This window comes from Tolypothrix sp. VBCCA 56010 (assembly GCF_050875635.1).
GTDB lineage: Bacteria > Cyanobacteriota > Cyanobacteriia > Cyanobacteriales > Nostocaceae > Hassallia.
In genome coordinates this window covers 1-20,903 of the sequence record NZ_JBPAOH010000142.1, presented here as the reverse complement: position 1 = coordinate 20,903, position 20,903 = coordinate 1, and the positions used below count along the sequence as shown (strand labels likewise).

The 20,903-nt window shown below is 42.7% G+C and carries 24 protein-coding genes; 15 read left to right on the top strand and 9 right to left on the bottom strand.

Features of this window, described 5'->3' with window-relative positions:
• Positions 1 to 204: 204 nt before the first annotated feature.
• Together AABK37_RS32575 and AABK37_RS32570 are read right to left on the bottom strand one after the other, a co-directional pair.
• On the bottom strand, positions 205 to 684 hold the full coding sequence (locus tag AABK37_RS32575) for a GFA family protein (RefSeq protein WP_435369380.1): 480 nt from the start codon (positions 682 to 684) through the stop codon (positions 205 to 207).
• Positions 685 to 1,053: 369 nt separating this feature from the next.
• Positions 1,054 to 2,031 (bottom strand): carbohydrate kinase family protein, encoded by a 978-nt coding sequence (locus AABK37_RS32570; RefSeq protein WP_432555619.1) that lies wholly within the window; start codon positions 2,029 to 2,031, stop codon positions 1,054 to 1,056.
• 354 nt (positions 2,032 to 2,385) lie between these two features.
• On the opposite strand from AABK37_RS32570, the gene AABK37_RS32565 reads away from it, so the two are divergent.
• Positions 2,386 to 2,649, top strand: a complete 264-nt coding sequence (locus AABK37_RS32565) for a helix-turn-helix domain-containing protein (protein WP_039752770.1) — start codon at positions 2,386 to 2,388, stop codon at positions 2,647 to 2,649.
• Positions 2,650 to 2,684: 35 nt separating this feature from the next.
• Here the strand turns inward: AABK37_RS32565 and AABK37_RS32560 are convergent, their stop codons facing one another.
• The gene (locus tag AABK37_RS32560; RefSeq protein WP_432555617.1) at positions 2,685 to 2,825 is read right to left on the bottom strand and encodes a hypothetical protein; all 141 of its coding nucleotides are present in this window, start codon (positions 2,823 to 2,825) and stop codon (positions 2,685 to 2,687) included.
• A gap of 165 nt (positions 2,826 to 2,990) precedes the next feature.
• Here AABK37_RS32560 and AABK37_RS32555 point away from each other — a divergent pair, with 165 nt between their 5' ends.
• The 4 genes from AABK37_RS32555 to rfbB all read left to right on the top strand — a co-directional run bounded on the left by AABK37_RS32555 (position 2,991) and on the right by rfbB (position 6,786).
• Positions 2,991 to 3,674: a DUF6391 domain-containing protein gene (locus AABK37_RS32555; protein ID WP_432555616.1), complete on the top strand. Its 684-nt coding sequence runs from the start codon at positions 2,991 to 2,993 to the stop codon at positions 3,672 to 3,674.
• 120 nt (positions 3,675 to 3,794) lie between these two features.
• Positions 3,795 to 4,607, top strand: coding sequence for a class I SAM-dependent methyltransferase (locus AABK37_RS32550; RefSeq protein WP_432555615.1), 813 nt, complete (start codon positions 3,795 to 3,797; stop codon positions 4,605 to 4,607).
• Positions 4,608 to 4,648: 41 nt separating this feature from the next.
• A complete protein-coding gene (locus AABK37_RS32545) occupies positions 4,649 to 5,644 on the top strand; it encodes a glycosyltransferase (protein WP_432555618.1) in 996 nt (331 codons plus the stop codon).
• A gap of 68 nt (positions 5,645 to 5,712) precedes the next feature.
• Complete coding sequence (gene rfbB / locus AABK37_RS32540) at positions 5,713 to 6,786, top strand: dTDP-glucose 4,6-dehydratase (RefSeq protein ID WP_432555614.1); 1,074 nt, start codon at positions 5,713 to 5,715, stop codon at positions 6,784 to 6,786.
• 60 nt (positions 6,787 to 6,846) lie between these two features.
• On the opposite strand, the gene AABK37_RS32535 is transcribed toward rfbB, so the two are convergent.
• Complete coding sequence (locus AABK37_RS32535) at positions 6,847 to 7,095, bottom strand: hypothetical protein (protein WP_432555613.1); 249 nt, start codon at positions 7,093 to 7,095, stop codon at positions 6,847 to 6,849.
• Positions 7,096 to 7,252: 157 nt separating this feature from the next.
• Here AABK37_RS32535 and AABK37_RS32530 point away from each other — a divergent pair, with 157 nt between their 5' ends.
• Positions 7,253 to 8,443: a serine/threonine protein kinase gene (locus AABK37_RS32530; protein WP_432555612.1), complete on the top strand. Its 1,191-nt coding sequence runs from the start codon at positions 7,253 to 7,255 to the stop codon at positions 8,441 to 8,443.
• Positions 8,444 to 8,450: 7 nt separating this feature from the next.
• Complete coding sequence (locus AABK37_RS32525) at positions 8,451 to 8,624, top strand: hypothetical protein (RefSeq protein ID WP_432555611.1); 174 nt, start codon at positions 8,451 to 8,453, stop codon at positions 8,622 to 8,624.
• On the opposite strand, the gene msrA is transcribed toward AABK37_RS32525, so the two are convergent.
• The 5 genes from msrA to kdpA form a co-directional block, all read right to left on the bottom strand.
• The gene (gene msrA / locus AABK37_RS32520; protein WP_432555610.1) at positions 8,574 to 9,233 is read right to left on the bottom strand and encodes a peptide-methionine (S)-S-oxide reductase MsrA; all 660 of its coding nucleotides are present in this window, start codon (positions 9,231 to 9,233) and stop codon (positions 8,574 to 8,576) included. The two genes, AABK37_RS32525 and msrA, sit on opposite strands and share 51 nt — an antisense overlap.
• 86 nt (positions 9,234 to 9,319) lie before the next feature.
• Complete coding sequence (kdpC, locus tag AABK37_RS32515; protein ID WP_432555609.1) at positions 9,320 to 9,943, bottom strand: K(+)-transporting ATPase subunit C; 624 nt, start codon at positions 9,941 to 9,943, stop codon at positions 9,320 to 9,322.
• Positions 9,943 to 10,212 carry a potassium-transporting ATPase subunit F gene (locus AABK37_RS32510; RefSeq protein ID WP_432555608.1) on the bottom strand — a complete coding sequence of 90 codons (270 nt, stop codon included), beginning with the start codon at positions 10,210 to 10,212 and terminating at the stop codon, positions 9,943 to 9,945. The genes kdpC and AABK37_RS32510 overlap by 1 nt, the downstream gene beginning before the upstream one ends.
• A gap of 149 nt (positions 10,213 to 10,361) precedes the next feature.
• Positions 10,362 to 12,485 carry a potassium-transporting ATPase subunit KdpB gene (gene kdpB / locus AABK37_RS32505; protein WP_432555607.1) on the bottom strand — a complete coding sequence of 708 codons (2,124 nt, stop codon included), beginning with the start codon at positions 12,483 to 12,485 and terminating at the stop codon, positions 10,362 to 10,364.
• 93 nt (positions 12,486 to 12,578) lie between these two features.
• Positions 12,579 to 14,324, bottom strand: coding sequence for a potassium-transporting ATPase subunit KdpA (kdpA, locus tag AABK37_RS32500; RefSeq protein WP_432555606.1), 1,746 nt, complete (start codon positions 14,322 to 14,324; stop codon positions 12,579 to 12,581).
• A gap of 387 nt (positions 14,325 to 14,711) precedes the next feature.
• On the opposite strand from kdpA, the gene AABK37_RS32495 reads away from it, so the two are divergent.
• The 8 genes from AABK37_RS32495 to AABK37_RS32460 form a co-directional block, all read left to right on the top strand.
• Positions 14,712 to 15,836 carry a sensor histidine kinase gene (locus AABK37_RS32495; RefSeq protein ID WP_432555605.1) on the top strand — a complete coding sequence of 375 codons (1,125 nt, stop codon included), beginning with the start codon at positions 14,712 to 14,714 and terminating at the stop codon, positions 15,834 to 15,836.
• Positions 15,837 to 15,846: 10 nt separating this feature from the next.
• Complete coding sequence (locus AABK37_RS32490; RefSeq protein ID WP_432555604.1) at positions 15,847 to 16,518, top strand: response regulator; 672 nt, start codon at positions 15,847 to 15,849, stop codon at positions 16,516 to 16,518.
• Positions 16,519 to 16,748: 230 nt separating this feature from the next.
• Positions 16,749 to 17,348 (top strand): PAP/fibrillin family protein, encoded by a 600-nt coding sequence (locus AABK37_RS32485; protein WP_432555603.1) that lies wholly within the window; start codon positions 16,749 to 16,751, stop codon positions 17,346 to 17,348.
• Between the two features lie 192 nt (positions 17,349 to 17,540).
• Positions 17,541 to 17,801: a hypothetical protein gene (locus AABK37_RS32480; protein WP_432555602.1), complete on the top strand. Its 261-nt coding sequence runs from the start codon at positions 17,541 to 17,543 to the stop codon at positions 17,799 to 17,801.
• Positions 17,802 to 17,813: 12 nt separating this feature from the next.
• Positions 17,814 to 17,996, top strand: a complete 183-nt coding sequence (locus AABK37_RS32475) for a type II toxin-antitoxin system VapC family toxin (RefSeq protein WP_432555601.1) — start codon at positions 17,814 to 17,816, stop codon at positions 17,994 to 17,996.
• Between the two features lie 73 nt (positions 17,997 to 18,069).
• Positions 18,070 to 18,354: a hypothetical protein gene (locus AABK37_RS32470; protein ID WP_432555600.1), complete on the top strand. Its 285-nt coding sequence runs from the start codon at positions 18,070 to 18,072 to the stop codon at positions 18,352 to 18,354.
• A 20-nt stretch (positions 18,355 to 18,374) separates the two neighbouring features.
• Positions 18,375 to 18,776 (top strand): type II toxin-antitoxin system VapC family toxin, encoded by a 402-nt coding sequence (locus tag AABK37_RS32465; RefSeq protein WP_432555599.1) that lies wholly within the window; start codon positions 18,375 to 18,377, stop codon positions 18,774 to 18,776.
• 203 nt (positions 18,777 to 18,979) lie between these two features.
• The coding region (locus AABK37_RS32460; protein ID WP_432555598.1) for an AAA-like domain-containing protein at positions 18,980 to 20,903 on the top strand (1,924 nt) is incomplete at its 3' end.

Below are 20,903 nucleotides of genomic sequence, written 5' to 3'. Positions count from 1 at the left end.
TCAATCCTAGTCTTGCTGGTTCAATATTTGCTGAATAAAAAGTATCATCTACTACAAAATTTTTTAGCGATCGCCCTGAGGAGAAAACTTTTTGGTTTACTGAGTGTCTCAGTTTGAATTTCTGCGTTGGGTGGAAATACGACATTCGCGCTGATTGCAACGCAGGCGAGGTGCCAAGAACGGGGGCGAAGATTGAGGAAGCCTTCAAGTTGCAGTCCTGGATGCAGGTTTCGACGCTTGTTGAGCGTATTCTTCTATCAGTCCTGGATATTCTTCGTAAGCGGGCAAGGTCTCGAAGCTATGAACCGCAGGGGTCGTCGCCCATGACAGCCTTTCTGTAGTCCAAGTTTCGATGAATGGCATGAACCATGACGCATCGTCTAGCATCGTCGCCCGAAGGTTGACAAACTCGTCTATTCCTTCCGGTCGAGTAAATATCCAACTCATGCAGTGCGGGCAGAAGTAATGGCGGGCTGCGCCGTGCAAGCCGCCGATAACCGGCTGACCTTTCAGTACCGAGAACCCAACGCTTGGGATCGCGACGCTTAAAGAAAAAGCGCTGGCGGTCATTCGCTGGCAACCCGTGCAGTGGCAAGCCATCGTAAGCAGAGGCGCGGCACTCACCTGAAGCCGCAGCTGTCCGCAACGGCATCCGCCTTCCCAAGGCAAATTCCAATCGTTCATGATACGGCTGTCTCCATTCTCTATTGATGATGTTGTGCGGATGGTTATTCCATCTGGTCTGATAATTCTACCATCAATCGTCCTGATACCAATTCTTGATGAAGCTGCGCTAAATAAGGCTTCAAGGATAAAGTCGCTTATATGTGAGAGATGCAATCATTTTAGGTGTAATTGCTTTGAGGACATCAGGGACTTCCAAAAAACAAAACATTTCCACCAAAGATAATGATTATTATGAAATATCTGTTGTCTGTTGTTTTTTTTGGAATAATTTATTCTTTGGAAGTCCCTTAGTCTAAACTCCAGTAATATTTACTAGTTGAGAATATCAGCCGACGACGCAACTGATATCCCAATTCATGCTACATTCTAAAGTTGATGCGAAGCAAGAAAAGCTTCAACTTCATCTGCCGTGGGTTGAGAAGCGATCGCTCCTGGTTTCATTGTCGTCAGCGCCCCTGTAGCATTAGCATAAGTAACAATTGCGCGTGCTGTTTCCGGGTTGCTCAAGCTTTGGATACCATGAATGAGTAATTGATGAATTAACCCTGCTAAAAAGCTATCCCCCGCACCGGTTGTATCAACTACAGGAATGGAAAAAGCAGGTAATTTGCCTTCATTTTCTCCCAGACAATAAGCGCTACCTTTATCTCCATCTGTTACTAATACACCTTCAATCGAATCAAGACGATGAGCGATCGCCCCCGCATCCGTGGTATCAAATAACCATTCGGCTTCTTCTAATGCTAATTTGAGAAAATCCACCCGCTTAAATAACGAGCGAATTTTCGGCGGTGCAATATCAGGATTTTTCCAAAATACCTCACGCCAATTGACATCTAGCATAATTTTCAAGTCAAATTGTTCTGCTAAATCAAGAGCGCGGTGAATTGACGAAGCACTTTCAGGATATGCTAATTCTAAAGTACCCAAAACCAGAAAATCTGCTTCTTGAAATAGCGATTGTGATAATTCTTCAGCTTTGAGGCGAGCATCAGCAAATTCAGAGGTATCATATTCACCAAAGCCAGAAAAAGTGCGATCGCCCTCTAAAGAGCGTGTAACATAAACTTGCCGCGTTGGTGCTGTAGGATGACGTTGCACGCCCGTTATATCTACACCTACTTCTTCTAACAACTTTACCAGAGAATTCCCAGGTTCATCTTCACCCACACAACCGATAAAGCCCGCTGGCGTTCCCAACTTCACTAAAGCACAGGCTACGTTAGCTGGTGCCCCTCCTGGATAAGGAGTCCACGATTTAACTTCTTCTAGCTTTAGCCCTAATTGATCGGCTAAAAGATCAAACAAAACTTCACCCAAGCACAAAACACGGGGATTGCTCATTTCATTATAGATTTTCGATTTGTCACTAGGAATTTCCAGTATAAAATCTACAACAATCTGCTTCTTCTGTCGCCAGTTGTTCACAGAATTAAATAGCCATTTTTGCTACTTATATAAGCTGTAGATGCTCCTAGTTTGGGAAAATTACTAAGTAATAGTTAGTAACTTTATTTTATTTAATGTATAAAAAGCAGCAAATTATTTGCATTTGGTTTGAGTGCCATAAATTTTAATTATAAAGAGAATATTGACAATCGTATTACTGCTAAGACTTGAAATCCCTAGCTAGCAAAGAATCTTCTAGAATTAGAGAGAGCGATTGAGTACATATACCAAGGGAGGATTGAAAAAGTCATGGCTGGTGGCGAGTCTCAGACCCCTGTTAGTCTGTCAGATAGAGAACTGCAAATTATCGATTTAGTAGCCGCTGGCTTAACTAACCAAGAAATTGCAGGGAAACTAGAAATAAGCAAACGTACAGTTGATAACCATATCAGCAACATCCTCACCAAAACGCAGACAGAAAACCGAGTAGCGCTTGTGCGCTGGGCTTTGCAGTGGGGCAAAGTCTGTTTAAATGATGTAAATTGCTGTGCTCTGCCTAATCCGAACGATTAAACGCCTAGTAGTGACGCGATTTATCGCGTCTGTCATCATAATAAAGGGCATGGGGCATGGGGCAATGGGCATGGGGCATGCGGCATCGGACAATGGGTATGGGGCATGGAAAGAATTGTATTAGAACCCGCACCCGCGTAAAGCCGCTTCTTTAATTCCCATCCCCCATTCCCCATTCCCCATTCCCCACTCCCCATTCCCCATTCCCCAATGCCCAATGCCCTATGCCCAATGCCCCATTCCCCATTCCCTAACAAAAATTAGCAACAATCTACGGGCTGAAACGCTACATTTGAAACAAATCTATGTTGCTCCATTTTTTCGTAGGGAGCAGTGTTGCTATGAATACCTCTGCTTCTGCCAAACAAACCTCATCTTTCCTTGATTTTTTTAACTTTGATTTAACGGCACCAATGTCTGGAAAAGTTGCCAATGTCGGTTTTATTGACTCAGATTTTGGGCAACCTACACAAGATGCCGATTTACTCAAACAGCTATCCTTTGTACCGGGGTTAAAAGAAATTCTCATGCTGCGGCAGGTTCACGCCTTAGAACATGCTACTGTATGGGTTCTGGGTCAATCAACTTCATACTCAAGCAATTTTCAAGTTGATAACGAACTATTAAGCGGTTTATCTACCGAGCAAGGATTTTACCTTTATGGTGAAGTAAATATTAGTAACTTGCGACGTGCGGTAACACTCGCTTTACATCGCCTCACCAATGGAGAAGTTGATTTAGCCGTGCATCCGAGGTGCGGTACAAATGCATCAGTCGCAATGCTGCTGACAGCTGGGTTAGCGATGGGGATGCATCTGCTGCTTCCATTTCGTCCAATTGAGCAACTAGTTGGTTTGGGTTTGGCAGCTACCACAGCGGCTGAAATAGCACCAGATATCGGTGCTTTAGCGCAGCGATATGTCACTACTGCCATACCTTTTAACTTGGCAATTGAAAATATTACCGTCACTCGCGATATGTGGGGACGCGAAGCGCATTTTGTCAAGGTGCGCTGGCAAGAATAAGGCAGGGGAGGCAGGGGGCAGGGGAGGCAGGGGAGAATTACTTTTATTAAGCTTTTCGTAAAATCAAATAAGCTGTTATCCTGAACTGTGCGTGATTTGATTAAGTATTAAAACTAGCGTATGGAAACGGAATACATTCACGGATACAGCACCACCGAACAGAAGCGTTTATTAGGACAAAGCCGAATATTATCAGAATACATTTTCCGAAATATTGACTTGACAAATTGCCAACACCTGTTAGAAATTGGTGTGGGTGTAGGCGCACAGACTATCTTACTGTTAGAAAAATTTCCGCATCTGCACATTACTGGGGTGGAATTGTCAGAAGTACAACTTGCTCAAGCAAAGGAAAATTTGGCGATGTTTCCGCAGTTTGCCAAGCGATACGAGATAATTCAGGCTGATGCGAAAAAGCTGGATAATTTGGATACTGCGGGTATAGATGCTGTTTTATTTATCTGGGTGTTAGAACATATACCCCAACCAAAAGAAGTATTAGCAGAAGTACGCCGCGTTATACCAACAAATTCTTTAATAAGTATTACCGAAGTTTTTAATGATAGCTTATTTTTGTACCCGCCATGTCCAGCAGTGATGAATTATTGGCGTAACAGCATCGATTTTCAATATTCTATTCAGGGAGATCCTAACGTTGGCGCTCGTCTTGGTGTACTGTTGAGCGATACTGGCTATCGGGATATCGAAGTTACACCCTGCATCGTACATTTAGATAAGCGATCGCCTCAACAAAGATTAACTATCTTACAGTATTGGAAAGATTTGATGTACAGTCATCTCGACAGCATGATTCAAGCTGGATACACCACATTCTCTGAATGGGAAAAAGTCGCTGCTGAAATGGATATCCTGATGGAAAATCCCGAAGCTGTATTTTATTACAATCCCATGCAAGCGACAGCAAAAATATAAAATCCTTTTTCAAGGATTAATATTGTCAAGGAATTTTTATGATGAGAAAGCTTTATTTTTTACTACCTGGGACAGATGGCAAATTTGCCTGCGGTGGTCTATGGGTAGAGTTAAATACAATTAAACTCGCTCAACAATTTTGTCATGCTGATGTTGTGACTTATCGACAAAGAGAATCAGGTAAGCTTTTTTTAGATGATTTGTTGAAAGAGAAAAATTTAGATGATGTTATTTTTGTGATTAGTTGGGGATTTGATGTAGCTAAACTTGCTCGCAAATTACAGCCACATAATATAGTTTATCATGCCCACAGTGCAGGTTATAAATTTCAACTGCCGACGAATATTCCCATCATCGCTGTCAGCCGAAATACAATGGGATATTGGGGACAACATTCTCCGCACTCTCTTATCTATTATTTGCCCAATCAAATTGGTAATCAATTTCAAAACTTAAATATTCAGCGCGATATTGATGTTTTAATTCAAGCTCGAAAATCTTCTGAATATTTAATGAAAGAATTAATTACCGCTTTGCAGCAGCAATGTAAAGTATTAGTTGTTGATTCTTATGTCGAAGATTTAGCAAAGCTGTTTAATCAAGCTAAAGTATACCTCTACGACTCCGCAGAATATTGGGCACAACAAGCTGTCAGTGAAGGCTTTGGAATGCAACCGCTAGAGGCTTTAGCTTGTGGGTGTCAAGTTTTTTCTAGCATTAACGGCGGACTTTCTGATTATTTAGATCCGGGATTTAATTGCTATAAAATTGCTGGATATTCAAAAGAATATGATGTAAAACGTATTTTTAAAGCACTTGAACATCCATCATATTCAATCCCAGAACATATTTTAGCAGAATATCGATTAGAAAATATTAATCAGCGGTTGCAAGTAATTATAGATGAATTAAATGATTTTTTTGACCACAAAATACATCACCCTGGCAATATCGAAAGTTTAACGCAAATGCGTATCGCAAAATTACGCACAAAAAATATTTTTGATAAATTAAGAAAGAAATATTTTTCTAAGTAGTAAGCGCTAAAGCGCTTTCAAGTACTAAAGTACTTACTACTTTACAAAACTTAAACACAAGAGGTGTGATGATTCGTAAGTTATTGGTGACGGGTGGTGCTGGATTTATTGGCTCGAATTTTGTCCATCACTGGTGTAAAACTTATCCAGATGACCGAGTGGTGGTGCTAGATGCACTAACTTATGCGGGAAATCGTGGTAATTTGGCTGCTTTGGAGAAAGAAGAGAATTTTCGCTTTGTGAGAGGGGATATATGCGATCGCACTCTCATTGACAAATTACTCCAAACAGAAAATATCGACATAATAGCCCATTTTGCCGCCGAATCTCACGTTGACCGCTCAATTCTCGGTCCTGGTACTTTTGTGCAAACCAATGTAGTAGGAACTTTTACCTTACTAGAAGCTTTTCGTCAACATTGCCAAACAAACAATCAACCTTTAAATTATCGATTCTTACACGTTTCTACAGATGAGGTTTATGGTAGTTTAGCACCAGATGACCCAGCTTTTTGCGAAACTACACCTTATGCTCCCAATAGTCCCTATTCAGCTTCTAAAGCAGGGAGCGATCACTTAGTTCGTGCATATTACCATACTTACGGACTTCCAACAATTATTACGAATTGTTCCAATAATTACGGTTCCTATCAGTTTCCAGAAAAGCTAATTCCTCTGATGTGCATCAACATTTTGATGGGTAAACCTTTACCGATTTACGGTGATGGTAAAAACGTGCGAGATTGGCTTTATGTTGGCGATCATTGCAGTGCAATAGAAGTAGTGATTCAGCGCGGCACACCAGGAGAAACTTATAATATCGGTGGCAATAATGAAGTAGAAAATATCAGCCTCGTGCAGATGTTGTGTCAGTTAATGGATGAATTAGCATTTGATTTGCCGGTGCGTCCTTCGCAGAAGTTGATTACTTTTGTTAAAGATAGGTTGGGACACGACCGAAGATATGCAATTAATAGCAATAAACTGCAAACTGAGTTAGGGTGGACACCTTCAGTAACAGTAGAAGAAGGTTTACGTCTCACCGTTGAATGGTATCTCACTCACCGCGATTGGTGGGAACCACTTTTATCTGAAGAATATCAGGCTTATTATCGCAAAAATTATCTTCAATCTGCGAATTAAATAAAACCGTAGTAAGCGCTTCAGCGCTTTCCTAAGCACGAAGAGTGCTTACTACGCAGCTTAACATCCGCCGATACGACCTCTGTAAGGGGCATCAATAGTAGGCTTAACAATCGGGTTCCACCCCTCTATCACCTGCACATAGTAGCGGTCTGTACCGTCCCGATGGGGAATAGTTTGATTTACAGTCGGGACGGGAATGGTGTAATCAGCTTTTTCCAAATTTGGGTTATGTTGAGCAAGAATCTCTTCAACGGAAATGTTTTTCAGAGATTCGGCATCTACAGTGTGAAATTTTGGCTCATTCATAAAAATATCCTACTTCTATCTTTAACTACAATCCTTTACATCACGATTTCGTAACAATTAGTAACTGAAAGTAGCTTTCTTACTATTAAAGTTGTCAGTACTGGGTAACTTCTCGCTAAATTAGAGAAACTAGGCTGGTAAGTCGCGCAGGTGTCGAATGCTGCAAGCAGAACAGATATTACAAAATCGTTACCAAATTCAACGTCAACTCGGCAATAATGGAGTTCGCCAAACTTGGCTAGCAACGGATTTACAAGCTACTGATGTTGATAATTCTCTTGTTGTAGTTAAACTCCTTGCTTTTGGCGGTACTGTACAATGGGATGACCTGAAACTTTTTGAACGAGAAGCACAAATTCTCAAACAGCTAAATCATCCCCGCATTCCCCGATATCTCGATTATTTTTGTGTCGATGACCGAACACTTTGGTTTGGCTTGGTGCAAGAATATATTCCTGGTGAATCGCTCAAAGAACAACTTAATGCCGGGAAAAGGTTTAGCCAAAAAGAAGTTAGAAAAATTGCTGTAGAGATTTTAAATATTCTCATGCATTTGCATGAGTTGAATCCTACAGTATTGCATCGCGATATTAAACCGAGTAATTTAATTTGGGGTGAAGACAACCATATTTATTTAGTTGATTTTGGCGCAGTTCAAGATAAAGCCGCAAAAGAAGGTGTAACTTTCACTGTGGTGGGAACTTACGGTTATGCACCGATGGAACAATTTGGAGGTAGAGCGGTTCCTGCGTCGGATTTGTATGCGCTGGGAGCGTCTTTGATACATTTGTTAACAGGTACTGCTCCATCTGATTTACCAGTGCAGGAATTGCGGATTCAATTCGCTGACCGAGTTAATCTGAATTCGGCTTTTGTCAGTTGGCTGCAAAAGTTGGTAGAACCCGCACCAGAACAACGATTTACAAGTGCCCGTCAAGCGCTGGATGTACTCAAAAATGGTGTTGCTCTCAAAAGCGCTAAAAGCAATCAATTGCAGCGCAAAGAAATAATAAATAACTCTGGGTGCGGGATAAATAATACAGCCGAAGAAGTTCCTGATGAGATTAAGGGGTGGAACTGGGGTGCATTTCTATTACCTTGGTTTTGGTTGTGGACTAATCAAGTTTGGGTAGGATTGTTATGTTTTGTACCACAAACTGGTTTTGTCGTCACCTTCGCTCTCGGTGCAAAAGGTAATGAATGGGCTTGGAAAAGTAGAAGGTGGCGCAGTATCGAACAATTTAAAGAACATCAAAGAGGCTGGGCGATCGCCGGACTGATGATTGGCGCACCAATTAGTTTGCTGATATGGCGCGGTGCGATCGCTTTTCTTGCCTCGATGCTTTAATGGGGAATTGGGCAATGGGCAATGGGCATTGGGCAATGGGAATTGGGCATTAGGAATTAAAAATTGGGAATGCGTCTTTTACCATTACCGATGCCCCATGCCCTATGCCCCATGCCCCATGCCCCATGCCCTATGCCCCCTGCCCTATACCCACAGGACAAGCAACATTTGTTCCACCTAAGCCGCAATATCCGCCGGGATTTTTGGCAAGATACTGTTGATGGTAGTCTTCTGCGTAATAAAACTCAGGAGCATCTAAAATTTCTGTAGTAATCTTGCCATAACCTGCGGCGTTGAGGGCTTCTTGATAAGCGTCTCTTGATGCAATAGCCTCTTGCTTTTGAGTGTCAGAATACACGTAAACTCCCGAACGGTATTGAGTGCCAACGTCATTACCTTGACGCATTCCTTGAGTGGGGTTGTGATTTTCCCAAAAGGTTTTTAGCAAGTCTGAGTAACTGATTACCTTGGGGTCAAACACAACCAGCACTACTTCATTATGACCGGTCATGCCGCTGCATACTTCTTTATAGGTGGGGTTGGGAGTTGAACCCGCAGCGTATCCTACAGCGGTGGTGAAAACTCCGTCAAGTTGCCAAAATTTGCGTTCTGCACCCCAAAAGCAGCCCATACCAAACACTGCCATTTCCATACCTTGAGGAAATGGTGGCTTGAGGGGATTACCGTTAACATAGTGACGGTTGGTTAGTGGCATTTCTTCTGCCCGTCCTGGCAAAGCTTCTTCAGGAGTGGGCACGGTTAGTTTTTTACCAAATCCAAATATCGCCATTGTTTTTGCTTTAATTTCTGAATAATGTCTTTACCTTAGTTAATATTGTAAAGATTTTGGGTATGTGATGGTGTTCGGCGATCGCGCTAACTTCCAGGTTTTAACCGATCCAAAGCGAGATTTAGTTTTAAGACGTTGACTCCAGGTTCACCAAAGATGCCGAGAAAGCGATTGTCGGTGTTTTGGGCAATTAGGGTTTCGAGTTGATTGGGCTGGAGTTGTCGCGCATTAGCGACGCGGGTAATTTGTGCTTTGGCTGCTTCTGGGGTAATGTGGGGGTCAAGGCTGGAACCAGAGGTGTAAACTAAATCTGCTGTCGGTTGCACGCCGGCATTTTTCAGACGATTGAAGTCACCTTCGTCGTTTTTGCCAGAGATGCGAGCGCGCAATGCGGGATTGCTGGGAGCCAAGTTACTTGCACCGGATACTCCTGTTTTTAACACTCCGGCTTCATCTTTTTTCGGGTCTGCTGTACTGTAGCTAGTGGTGCTGGGACGACTATTAAAGTAGCGGTCTGTTGTAAAAGGCTGACCAATTAAAGCAGAACCGACAACTTGATTTTGGGCATTTTTAATCAGACTACCATTTGCCTGAAAGGGAAATACAATTTGTCCGCAGGCAATCATCAACAAAGGATAAATAATAGCTGTAATCACCCACAGTAACAAAGTAGAACGAACGGCTCTGCCGGCATCGCGTGCAAAACTCATTAGAATTTCTCCGGTACAAACATTACGAAAAACAGATATATTGAAAGACTCAAAACTACTAATCCTAATAGTCCCAATGCCCAAGATTGAGGGCGGGAAAGTGTTTCACCAGTAGCGGCGTAGACTATAGGTGCTACTATTAAGTTGAAACACATTGCTAAGAACAGATACAACGGCAGCTTTTGTCTGCGCCATTGATACCAAATTTCGGTTACTGTTTCTAATGTTTGGACTGAAATTTGTTGTGAGGGTATAAGATGTTTTTTCATATGTGTTGTTTTGTAGTCGGTGCAAAGAGGGCTGTTTGTGCTAACTATGACTTAGGCACTTATGATGGAGAAACGAACCACGAAGACACGAAGGACACGAAGGAAGAAGGATGAGAGAAAATTTTTACGTAAATTATAAGAGAGAAAAATTAAGACAAGGGTAGGATAATGTCGATTAGTTTGATGGCGATAAAGGGTGCAATTACGCCGCCAACACCATAAAGTAGGATGTTGCGTCTTAGCAGTTGATCTGCTGTGAGGGGACGGAATTTTACTCCTTTGAGTGCTAGGGGAATGAGTGCGGGGATAATCAGAGCATTATAAATTAGTGCTGAGACGATTGCAGATTGGGCGCTTTTGAGTCCCATAATGTTAAGTGCGCCAATTCCTGCTGCTGCGAAGATTGTGGGAATGATGGCGAAATATTTAGCGATGTCGTTGGCGATAGAAAATGTTGTTAATGCTCCACGGGTAATTAGTAACTGTTTACCAATCGTTACTAAGTCAATTAATTTTGTGGGGTCAGAGTCTAAGTCTACCATGTTCGCAGCTTCTTTCGCAGCTTGCGTCCCAGAGTTCATCGCTACCCCCACGTTTGCCTGAGCTAGTGCCGGTGCATCGTTGGTGCCATCTCCGGTCATGGCTACGAGTTTACCTTCTGATTGTTCGGAGCGAATTACCTCAATTTTGTCTTCTGGAGTGGCTTCGGCGATGAAATCATCTACTCCCGCTTCTTGAGCAATTACCTCGGCGGTGATACTATTATCTCCTGTGAGCATGATGGTTTTTACACCCATGCGGCGGAGTTGGTCAAAGCGTTCGCGCAAACCTGGTTTGACTATATCTTTGAGATAAATAACGCCGTAAATATCATCCTCCTGACAGACGGCTAACGGTGTACCTCCTAAGCGGGAAACTCGCTCATAAGCTGCGTCTAAGTCGTTGGGAATTTGACCTCCACGGGAACGGACAAAGCCTTTAATTGCTTCCACCGCTCCCTTACGGACTTGTTTACCATTGGGTAAATTAGTACCGCTCATTTTTGTTTTGGCGGAAAACTCGACACCCTCTGCATTCTTAGGATTGAAACCTGCCTCAACTTGGTATTTTTCTGCTAGTGTGACGATTGACCTACCTTCGGGCGTATCGTCAAATACACTAGCAGCTAAAGATATTTGCGCTACATCTTCTATTGAGTGATTGTTGACGGGAATAAACTCATCAGCCATCCGGTTGCCTAAGGTGATAGTGCCGGTTTTATCTAGTACTAAGGTGTTGATGTCACCGCAAGCTTCTACTGCTCGTCCGGATGTGGCTATGACGTTGAATTGGGCAACTCTGTCCATCCCGGCAATACCGATCGCACTCAATAAACCACCGATAGTAGTCGGAATCAAAGCGACTAGCAACGAGATTAAAATGGCAACACTGACACCAGCACGCAAGCTGCTACCCGCTTGGACACCATACAATGTGCTGACAAAGTTGGCAATGTAGTCGGCGAAAGGGGGAACTGTGGAAACGACGATTAAAAACACTTGCGTCAGCACTGAAAGCAGCACTGTCAGCGCAATTTCGTTCGGTGTTTTGCTGCGTTCGGCGCCTTCTACCAGAGAAATCATGCGATCGATAAAGCCTTGACCGGGATCGGCTGTAATCTGAATGATTAATTCATCTGACAAAAGCCGCGTACCACCAGTAACCGAACTGGCAATATCTGTGCCCGGTTGCTTCAGTACAGGGGCAGATTCCCCAGTGATGGCAGACTCATCGACTGAGCCGATACCTTGTATAACTTCGCCATCAGCGGGAATCATATCATTTGCAATTACTTTTACTCGATCGCCCCGCCGCAATTCGGTAGAATTGACTTCTTGAATTGTACTATCTGGTAGCATTTTCCGGGCGGTAGTATGCGATCGCGTGGCTTTAAGTGCGTCTGCTTGTGCTTTACCGCGTCCTTCGGCAACGGCTTCCGCAAAGTTAGCAAATACAACTGTAAAAAATAAAATCAAGGTAATCAAGCCATTTAACAAGCGTTGCTGGTTGATATCTGCGTTAATTGTGCCGAATAAGTTGGGGTTCAGAGTTACTAAGAAAACGATAATTGTCCCAATCCAGACGATGAACATTACCGGATTTCTGACGGCAGTTCGCGGATTTAGCTTGACAAATGACTCACGAATTGCTCTTTGGTAAAGTCCGCGCATATCTGCTTTGGGTGCGCGTTTGTGTGAGTCACGGGTTTGTTGAGGGGAAGTGGTGGTTTGCATAAATATAAAAAGGCAAAATTTAGGGAAAACGAACCGCAAAGACGCAAAGGACGCAAAGATAAGAGGTTAAGAAGAGTTTTTGCGTACTGGGTTTTACCTAATACCTTTTGCTATCTGGAAGGCTTCGCCAATTGGTCCTAATGCCAAAACGGGGAAGAAGGTGAGGGCGCCGAGGATGAGAATTACACCACCGGTGACACCTGTAAATAGTCGGGTGTCGGTTCGCAATGTCCCAACTGTGAGGGGAACGGGTTGTTTGCGCGATATACTATCAGCAAGAAATAATAAACCGATGATGGGGATATAACGTCCTGCTAGCAAGCTGAAACAGGTACTCAAATTCCACCATAAAGCGGTTGCGGTTGGTGCTGTACCTGTGGCGATCGCAATAGGAGATGGTTGAGAATCGCCTAAGCCTTCAAATCCAGATCCGTTATTTGCTGCGGCTGAGGCGTATTCGTAAATAACTTGCGAAAAGCCGTGAAAACCAGGATTGCTAATTCCGGCTAATTGGTCGGGAAATGCTAAAGTTATCCCCGCAGGTATTAAAATCGCAATGGGGTGGACTAACAAAATTAGGAAACTGGCAAGGACAACTTCCCGCTTTTCAATTTTGCGTCCGAGAAATTCCGGGGTGCGTCCCACCATCAAACCTGTGACAAACACTGCCAAAATTAGATAAGCAAACAAATAAGCGGTTCCTGTACCCTGTCCCCCAAAGACAATTTGAAAGAACATATTCGATAAAGTGACGAATCCACCATTGGGCATAAACGAATCGTGCAAACTATTGATCGCACCGCACATGGTTGCGGTGGTGAAAACGGCATACAATGCAGATTGCGCCCAGCCAAATCTAACTTCTTTACCTTCTAAGTTTGGCTGCTGTGAACCTAAAACCGCGTTGATGGTGGGATTGCCGTTGTATTCACCAATCGCTGTAATGATTATAAACACCACCAAAATGGCAAAGGGAATGCTGTAAACTAACCACGCTTGCTTGAGGTTGTTGGCAAACACTCCATAGGTGTATATCAATGAGGTAGGCACTGAAATCAGTGCTACAAGCTGAATTAAATTAACTAAGGGATTTGGATTTTCAAATGGGTGTGCTGAGTTAATCGCAAAAAATCCCCCGCCATTTTCCCCTAGTTGCTTGATAATTTCAAAGTGAGCAACCGGACCGCGAGCGATCGCCTGACTAATGCTAGGATTTTCTAAGGTGGGAACTACCACAGGACCCGCCAAAGTTTCCGGAACTCCAGCCGCTATGAGGACAATTGCCCCGACAATACTAATGGGTAACAAAATCCGCATAATTGTGCGAATCAAGTCTACATAGAAGTTGCCCAAAGGTCTACCTGTCAAACCGCGAATAAAAGCGATCGCTACTGCTATTCCTGTTGCAGCTGAGGTGAACATATGATACCCCAGTCCCAACATTTGGCTGGCGTAACTCATATAAGTTTCACCAGAATAATGCTGTTGATTGGTATTTGTAATAAAAGAAATGGTAGTATGTAATGCTGTGTCCCAAGTCGGCGCACTCACCTTCGTTGGGTTGAGGGGTAGCCATCCCTGACTCATGATGATGAAAAATATCAGCAATGCCATGACTGCATTACTGTAGAAAATTGCCCGTGCATACTGCCAGCCAGTCATGTTTTCTCTGGCTTGAACGCCGACTAAGGAATACAAAACTCGGTCAACGGGGTTTAAAATCGGATCGAGAAAGGTTCGTCGTTCGAGAAAGACACGCGCCATGTATCGCCCAAATAACGGCGTAATCGCTACTACAATTAATAGCGTTAAGGCTATTTGAATCCATCCTTGTAACATTTTTCAACTAATTATTACTAAGATTTTTACAAGCAGAAAAGAATTACTTGGTATTTGAATAGCTGGAACAACTTCTATGATTTATCAATTGTTTCCGGAAAACAAGGAATAGATGTATATAAAATAAGTTTATTTTTATGTTTAGCGTTTATTAAACGTAAGTAAACTATGTTTAGGAGCAATACTATTTGATTGGCTAAAAATATTTTAGGAGACGAACCGCAGAGGCGCAGGAAACGCAGAGGAAGAGGAAAGAGAGTTTTATCAAGTTATATAATTTATCTAAACGCTATTTTTGCTGTAGTTTTTGGGTTAAAGTTAGTTAATATTTTATCTGGATTAAAATTAGATTATATATTTAAGATAATTGACCCTAAGGATGGTTTCGTGAATGGTACTTTTAAAGCGAATTTACTGGCTAACAACTCGCGTTTAGGCAAATCTTTGCTGATTGTGGGTTTGTTTATAGTTGTTTTAGTTTTGGAGTTTTCCACGCCAAGTGATTATGTATTTGGGTATCTTTATACTGGACCGATTCTGCTGGCAAATTCTTGGTTGAAGGATAAAGCAACGCTGCAAGCAACATGCGTGGCAATGTTTTTAACGATGTTGAATGTGTGGGTGCCTGGGGGTGAGGTGATTATTGCTTCGACAGTAGCAGATCGAGCGATCGCTGTCATGGCTTTGATGGTGACGGGACTTTTGAGCCTACGTCTGCGACGAACGCAAGAAGCGATCGCACTCACGCAAGGAAAGCTAGAATCACAAGAGCAATTAGTTAAACTAAGAGAAGATTTTGCTTCTACACTCACTCACGATTTAAAAACACCTCTTTTGGGAGCAATTGAAACTCTCAAGGCTTTCCAAAAAGAAAAATTTGGCAGCGTTTCCTCGCAACAGCAGAAAGTCTTAGCAACGATGATTCACAGTCATGATAGCTCTTTGCAATTTGTGGAAACTCTATTAGATGTTTATCGTAATGATACTGAAGGTTTAAAGCTGCATTTGGAACCTGTAGATTTAACTGTATTGGCTGAAGAAGTAGCTACTACTTTGATTGAAGTTGCAGCAACCCGACGAGTTAATTTATCCTTTCGCTATGGTGAGTCAGATTTTCGCTCGTCGTTGTGGGTAAAAGGTGATGCTTGGCAATTGCAACGAGTATTGACAAATCTGCTGATTAATGCCATAAACCATTCCAGAAGAGGCGATCGCGTGGAAGTAATATTAGAATCTCAAGCTGATTATCAAGTTGTGAAAATTTTAGATACCGGTGCAGGTATTCAACCAGAACAGTTCCCCCACTTATTTGAGCGATTTTATCAGGGAAATAGCGATCGCCAAGCCAAAGGTTCTGGATTGGGGCTTTATTTATCTCGGCAAATTATTGAAGCGCATAACGGTATAATTTGGGCAGAGAATAGATCCGATTGTAAAGATATCTCCGCAAATGCCAAAAGTGGAGCTATCTTTGGATTCAAGCTCTCAGTTTACCCATATCAGCCATCTTAAGCTGTGCCAGATGCCGTCCACTGAACTAAAAATTCTCTTGGTTGAGGATGATGAACTTTTCCGCTTGGGATTGCAAATACGATTGCAGCAAGAAGCTGGCTTAAAGATTGTAGCCGAGGCTGAAGATGGAGAAACTGCGATCGAGTTAGTAAATCACCACGCTGTTGATATTGTATTGTTGGATGTAGGATTACCAGGAATTGGGGGAATCGAAGCTTGTCGGCAAATAAAGCAGCGATTTCCAAATTTACCGATATTAGTTCTTACTTCCCATTCCCAGAAATCACTGATTGCGCGGTTGATAGAAGCCGGCGCTCAAGGCTATTGTTTGAAAGGAATTGCAGCCGAGAAGTTAGTTTTAGCACTGCGTTCTGTGGCTGCTGGGGCTTCCTGGTGGGATGAAAATGCTACCGCTTATATACGTTCCACCTTTGCATCTCAACCGATCCAGCTAGATTCTAAGTTATCTACAGTTGCAAATCCTCTCACCCATCGAGAACAAGAAATCTTATCATTGCTAGCAAACCGCAAAACCAATCAAGAAATAGCCGAAGCACTTTACATAACACCCGGAACAGTCAGAGTTCACGTTCATGCGATTTTACATAAACTGGGAGTAAGCGATCGCCACGCGGCTGTTATGATGGCTATACAAAAACAGTTAATTAAAAGCGACTCGTAAAATCAAGGACGCGCATTCCTTACTACAAACTTATTCAGGACTTACGCAAAAACTCTTCTTAACCTCTTTCCTTTGTGTTCTTCTCCTTCTCCTTCTCCTTCGGAGACGCTACGCGAACGGAGACGGCAAAGCCGAACGGAGACGCTACGCGAACGTGTCTTTGCGGTTCGTTTTTTCATAACTTTGCGTAAGTCCTATTATTCACCCTTCAAAATAAATTTAACAGAACATTGGAAAAAACTATTACCCAAGACTTCATCACCCTATTAACACAGACCCAAGAAGCTTATCGCGGGCAAAAAATACAACGTCCTCCTGCCGAAGCAATTGTCAATGCGTTGTTACAAGCAGAAAAAGCAGCCAAACAACAACGACTGACGTATCCATTTGAATTAATACTTGGTAAATGGCGCCTGTGTTTTACAACTGGAACTAAGAAAGTTAAGCATCGTAGGGGAATTAAGTTAGGCAACGGCTTTTATCTACCCAAATTTGCAGCAGCGCACATTTGTTTTAGTGCCACCCCAGATGCTGACAAAGGAGAAATTAGTAATTCCGTTCAATTTGCTTCACTCAGACTGAAACTAACTGGACCAGCTAAATACGTGGGGAAGAAGAATTTACTAGCGTTTGAATTTACCCAAATGCAAATCAGTTTATTTAGTCGGACTATATATAACGGTCAGATTCGCGGGGGTAAGACGAAAGCTGAGGATTTTGACAATAGACCTGTTTCTGTTCTGCCCTTTTTCGCATTCTTTTTAGTGACACCAGACTTGATTGCAGCGCGTGGTCGTGGGGGTGGGTTAGCACTTTGGATTCGAGATTGAAAATATTTTACAGAAGAAAGGTACATGCTGCCTGTAACGGTTATAATGCGGTGCGATCGCTCTGACTCAGCAAATCATTCTCCTAACTCCCACAACAGAGTAATACCCCAAAGGTTGCAATTTCTACCTACCATGTAACTGATGTAGGCTTTAGGATCGTAAAATTAAGAAGTTCAATATAGTGAGGTGCTGATGACATATCCAGAACTGCGTCAGAAGATCGAACAGCAACTAGCTCAACTACCACCACGTCAGCTTTTCCTGGTCAGTGACTTTCTAGATTCCCTTCAAAACAAAGAAAGTACTAGCGATCGCGCACTCCGTCGGTTGGCTCCGATTAAACGAGGAAGTAAAGCAGTTGATTTGTTGAAGTTTGCGGGAACCTGGCAAGGCAACGATTTAGAAGAGTGCCTCCACTTTGTTCATGAAACCCGCTCCAAAGCTCAGTTTTAATCTCCTAACTCCATGTATCTTTTAGATACCAACCATTGCAGTTACATCATCAATAATACTCCTAGCGTCATCACTGCATTGCGTTCTCGTTCTGCCAATGAAATCGGCATACAATACCTTGGTGCGGACGGGACAGAGGTTATCTGCACAACTTCATTGAAAGCATCTCTTGCCCAGAAGCAAGGCTCGGTATGACAAAGGCTCGATTCCAAGCTGATGCTAACCTAAATTCAAATAGCATAGAACTAGACTATCAGGAGACTGCCCTATGACTCCACAACTCGAAGTAGCGATCGCTGCCATCCAATCGCTCTCACCCACAGAGCGTCAACAACTGCTCCAAATCCTCATCGAAGGTGATTCATCCTCAAATTCCCAAACTGACCTGAAAATGCTCAGTGAGCAGTTTTCCCAAGGTGTCACGCTCCAGCATTTGCTTACCACCCAAACCCCTACAACCGTTGATAATATCAAGGATCTTGCTGCTGACTTTTGGCCGCAAGAAGACTCGATTGAAGACTTCCTCTCTTTCGTGCGGCAACAACGCGCTTGAGGTAATCTAACTAAACTTTTATGAGTCTTCTTTTGATCGATACTAACATTGCCTCCTTCATCTTCAAAGGTAGCGACTATGCAGATCCTTACATACCACTTTTGAGCGGTCATGAATTGGCACTTTCATTTATGACCGTTGCCGAACTTTTTCAGTGGGCAATTTTGCGTCAGTGGGGCGATCGCCGCGTCGCACAATTAGAACAATACCTGTCGAATTATGTCATCATTCCAGTTGATCAACTTCTCTGTCGGGAATGGGCACAGATTCGTGCCGATCAACAAAATGCAGGACGGGTCATTTCTCTTCAAGATGCCTGGATTGCAGCAACAGCGATACGCTATGACTTATCGCTAATCACTCACAATATCAAAGATTTTCGAGAAATTCCCAATTTACGTCTCATTACCCCTTCGCTCTAACACCGCATCTTTCATTTGCCGACAGGGTTCGTCAAAGCGATCGCTCCTAAGCCTCAAAATTTGCACCACTTCTTGTTGCCCATTAAGCACTACCTGTAACGCTTATAACGCGCTCTATACAAATATTAATGATTGGGTAATCGTTTAATATCTATGTAGTTAGCAGTTGTTCGTCTTATTATCCTTCACACTTCATACTTCAGATGACGCAGTATCAATATCAAGTTGGAGGCAGTCTCCCTGAAGATGCTTTAACTTATGTCACCCGCAAAGCTGACACAGAACTTTATGAAAGTTTGCAAGCGGGAGAATTTTGTTATGTACTAAATTCTCGGCAAATGGGAAAATCAAGCTTGCGGGTGCATGTGATGCAGCGATTGCAATCTGAAGGAGTTGCTTGTGCGGCAATTGATATTACGGCGATCGGTACATCGGATATTACCCCTGTAGAATGGTATGCGGGGATTATTGATACTATTGTCGGCACATTTGGGCTTTATAATGATTTTGATTTAGATGAGTGGTGGACAGAGAATAATTTGCTCTCACCAGTGCAGCACTTAAGTAAGTTTATCGAAACTGTGCTACTAAAGTCGATTAGTGAAAACATTGTTATTTTTATTGATGAAATTGATAGTATCCTCAGCATCAATTTCAAATTAGATGATTTTTTCGCCGTTATCCGTGACTGTTACAACCGACGTGCAGACCAACCTATATATAACCGCTTGACATTTGCACTGTTGGGTGTATCAACACCTTCTGATTTAATTGGCGATAAGCGACGGACACCATTTAATATTGGGAGAGCAATTGATTTAACCGGATTTCAAATTGAAGAAGCGCAACCACTCGCAACCGGACTTGCAGTTGTTGGTGATTCTCAAATATTAATGCAAGCTGTGTTGGATTGGACTGGGGGACAACCATTTCTCACGCAAAAGGTTTGTCAGTTGGTGGTGAAATTTGCCAATCAATCTTTAAGTTTACCAGAAATAGTTGCTGATGTTATTCAAAATAAGATTATTCAGAATTGGCAAACGCAAGACGAGCCAGAGCATTTAAGAACTATTCGGGATAGACTGTTGCGAAGTAGCGAACAGCGTACCGGACGATTATTAGCTTTGTGTCAGCATTTGCAAGAGAAAGAGATAGAAGCTGATGATAGCCTAGAACAAACAGAACTGCGTTTAACCGGGTTGGCTGTGAAACGTGGTGGCAAGCTGCGAATTTATAACCAAATTTATGAGACGATATTTAATCAGGAGTGGTGCGACAAAGAACTTGCAAAACTTCGCCCTTATGCTGATACAATCAATGCCTGGGTTGCTTCCCAATCAAAAGATAATTCGCGTCTGTTGCGGGGACAAGCTTTGCAAGAAGCTTTACAATGGTCAACTGGCAAGAGTTTAAGCAATTTGGATTATCAATATTTATCTGCAAGTCAGGAGTTTGATAAACAAGCAGCTTTAGCTGTTGAAAAAGAAGCTAATCAAATTTTGGCACAAGCGCGACATGCTGCGGAAAAAGCTTTAGAGACAGAAAAGCAAGCAAATCAGGTTTTAGCAGCTGCACAAAAGAAAGCTAAGTGGATTTTGTCTTTGACTGCAATTGGGGCAGTTGCTTCTTTAGGATTCGCTGCATTTGGTTGGCAGCAGTTTAAAATAGCACAAACAGCCACACATTTGGAACAATCATCTGCACGTTTGTTGCGGTTGTCTGAGTTTCGTAGTATTGATAATTTAGTTGAAGGAACACAATCTGCAAAAGAATTAAAAAAATTAGTCAAAGATAATCGCTCGCTTAAAGAATATCCGACTGTCAACCCGATGTTAGCTTTGCAAACTACTTTAGAAAATATCCACGAGAAAAATCGATTAAAGCATAACGATTCGGTCAGCAACGTAGCGTTTAGTCCTGATGGCAAGACGATTGCCACAGCTTCAGGTGACAAAACAGCCAAATTGTGGAACCTGCAAGGAAAGGAACTTGCCACCCTCAAGCATAACTCACTGGTCTACAAGGTAGCGTTTAGTCCTGATGGCAAGACGATTGCCACAGCTTCAGGTGACAAAACAGCCAAATTGTGGAACCTGCAAGGAAAGGAACTTGCCACCCTCAAGCATA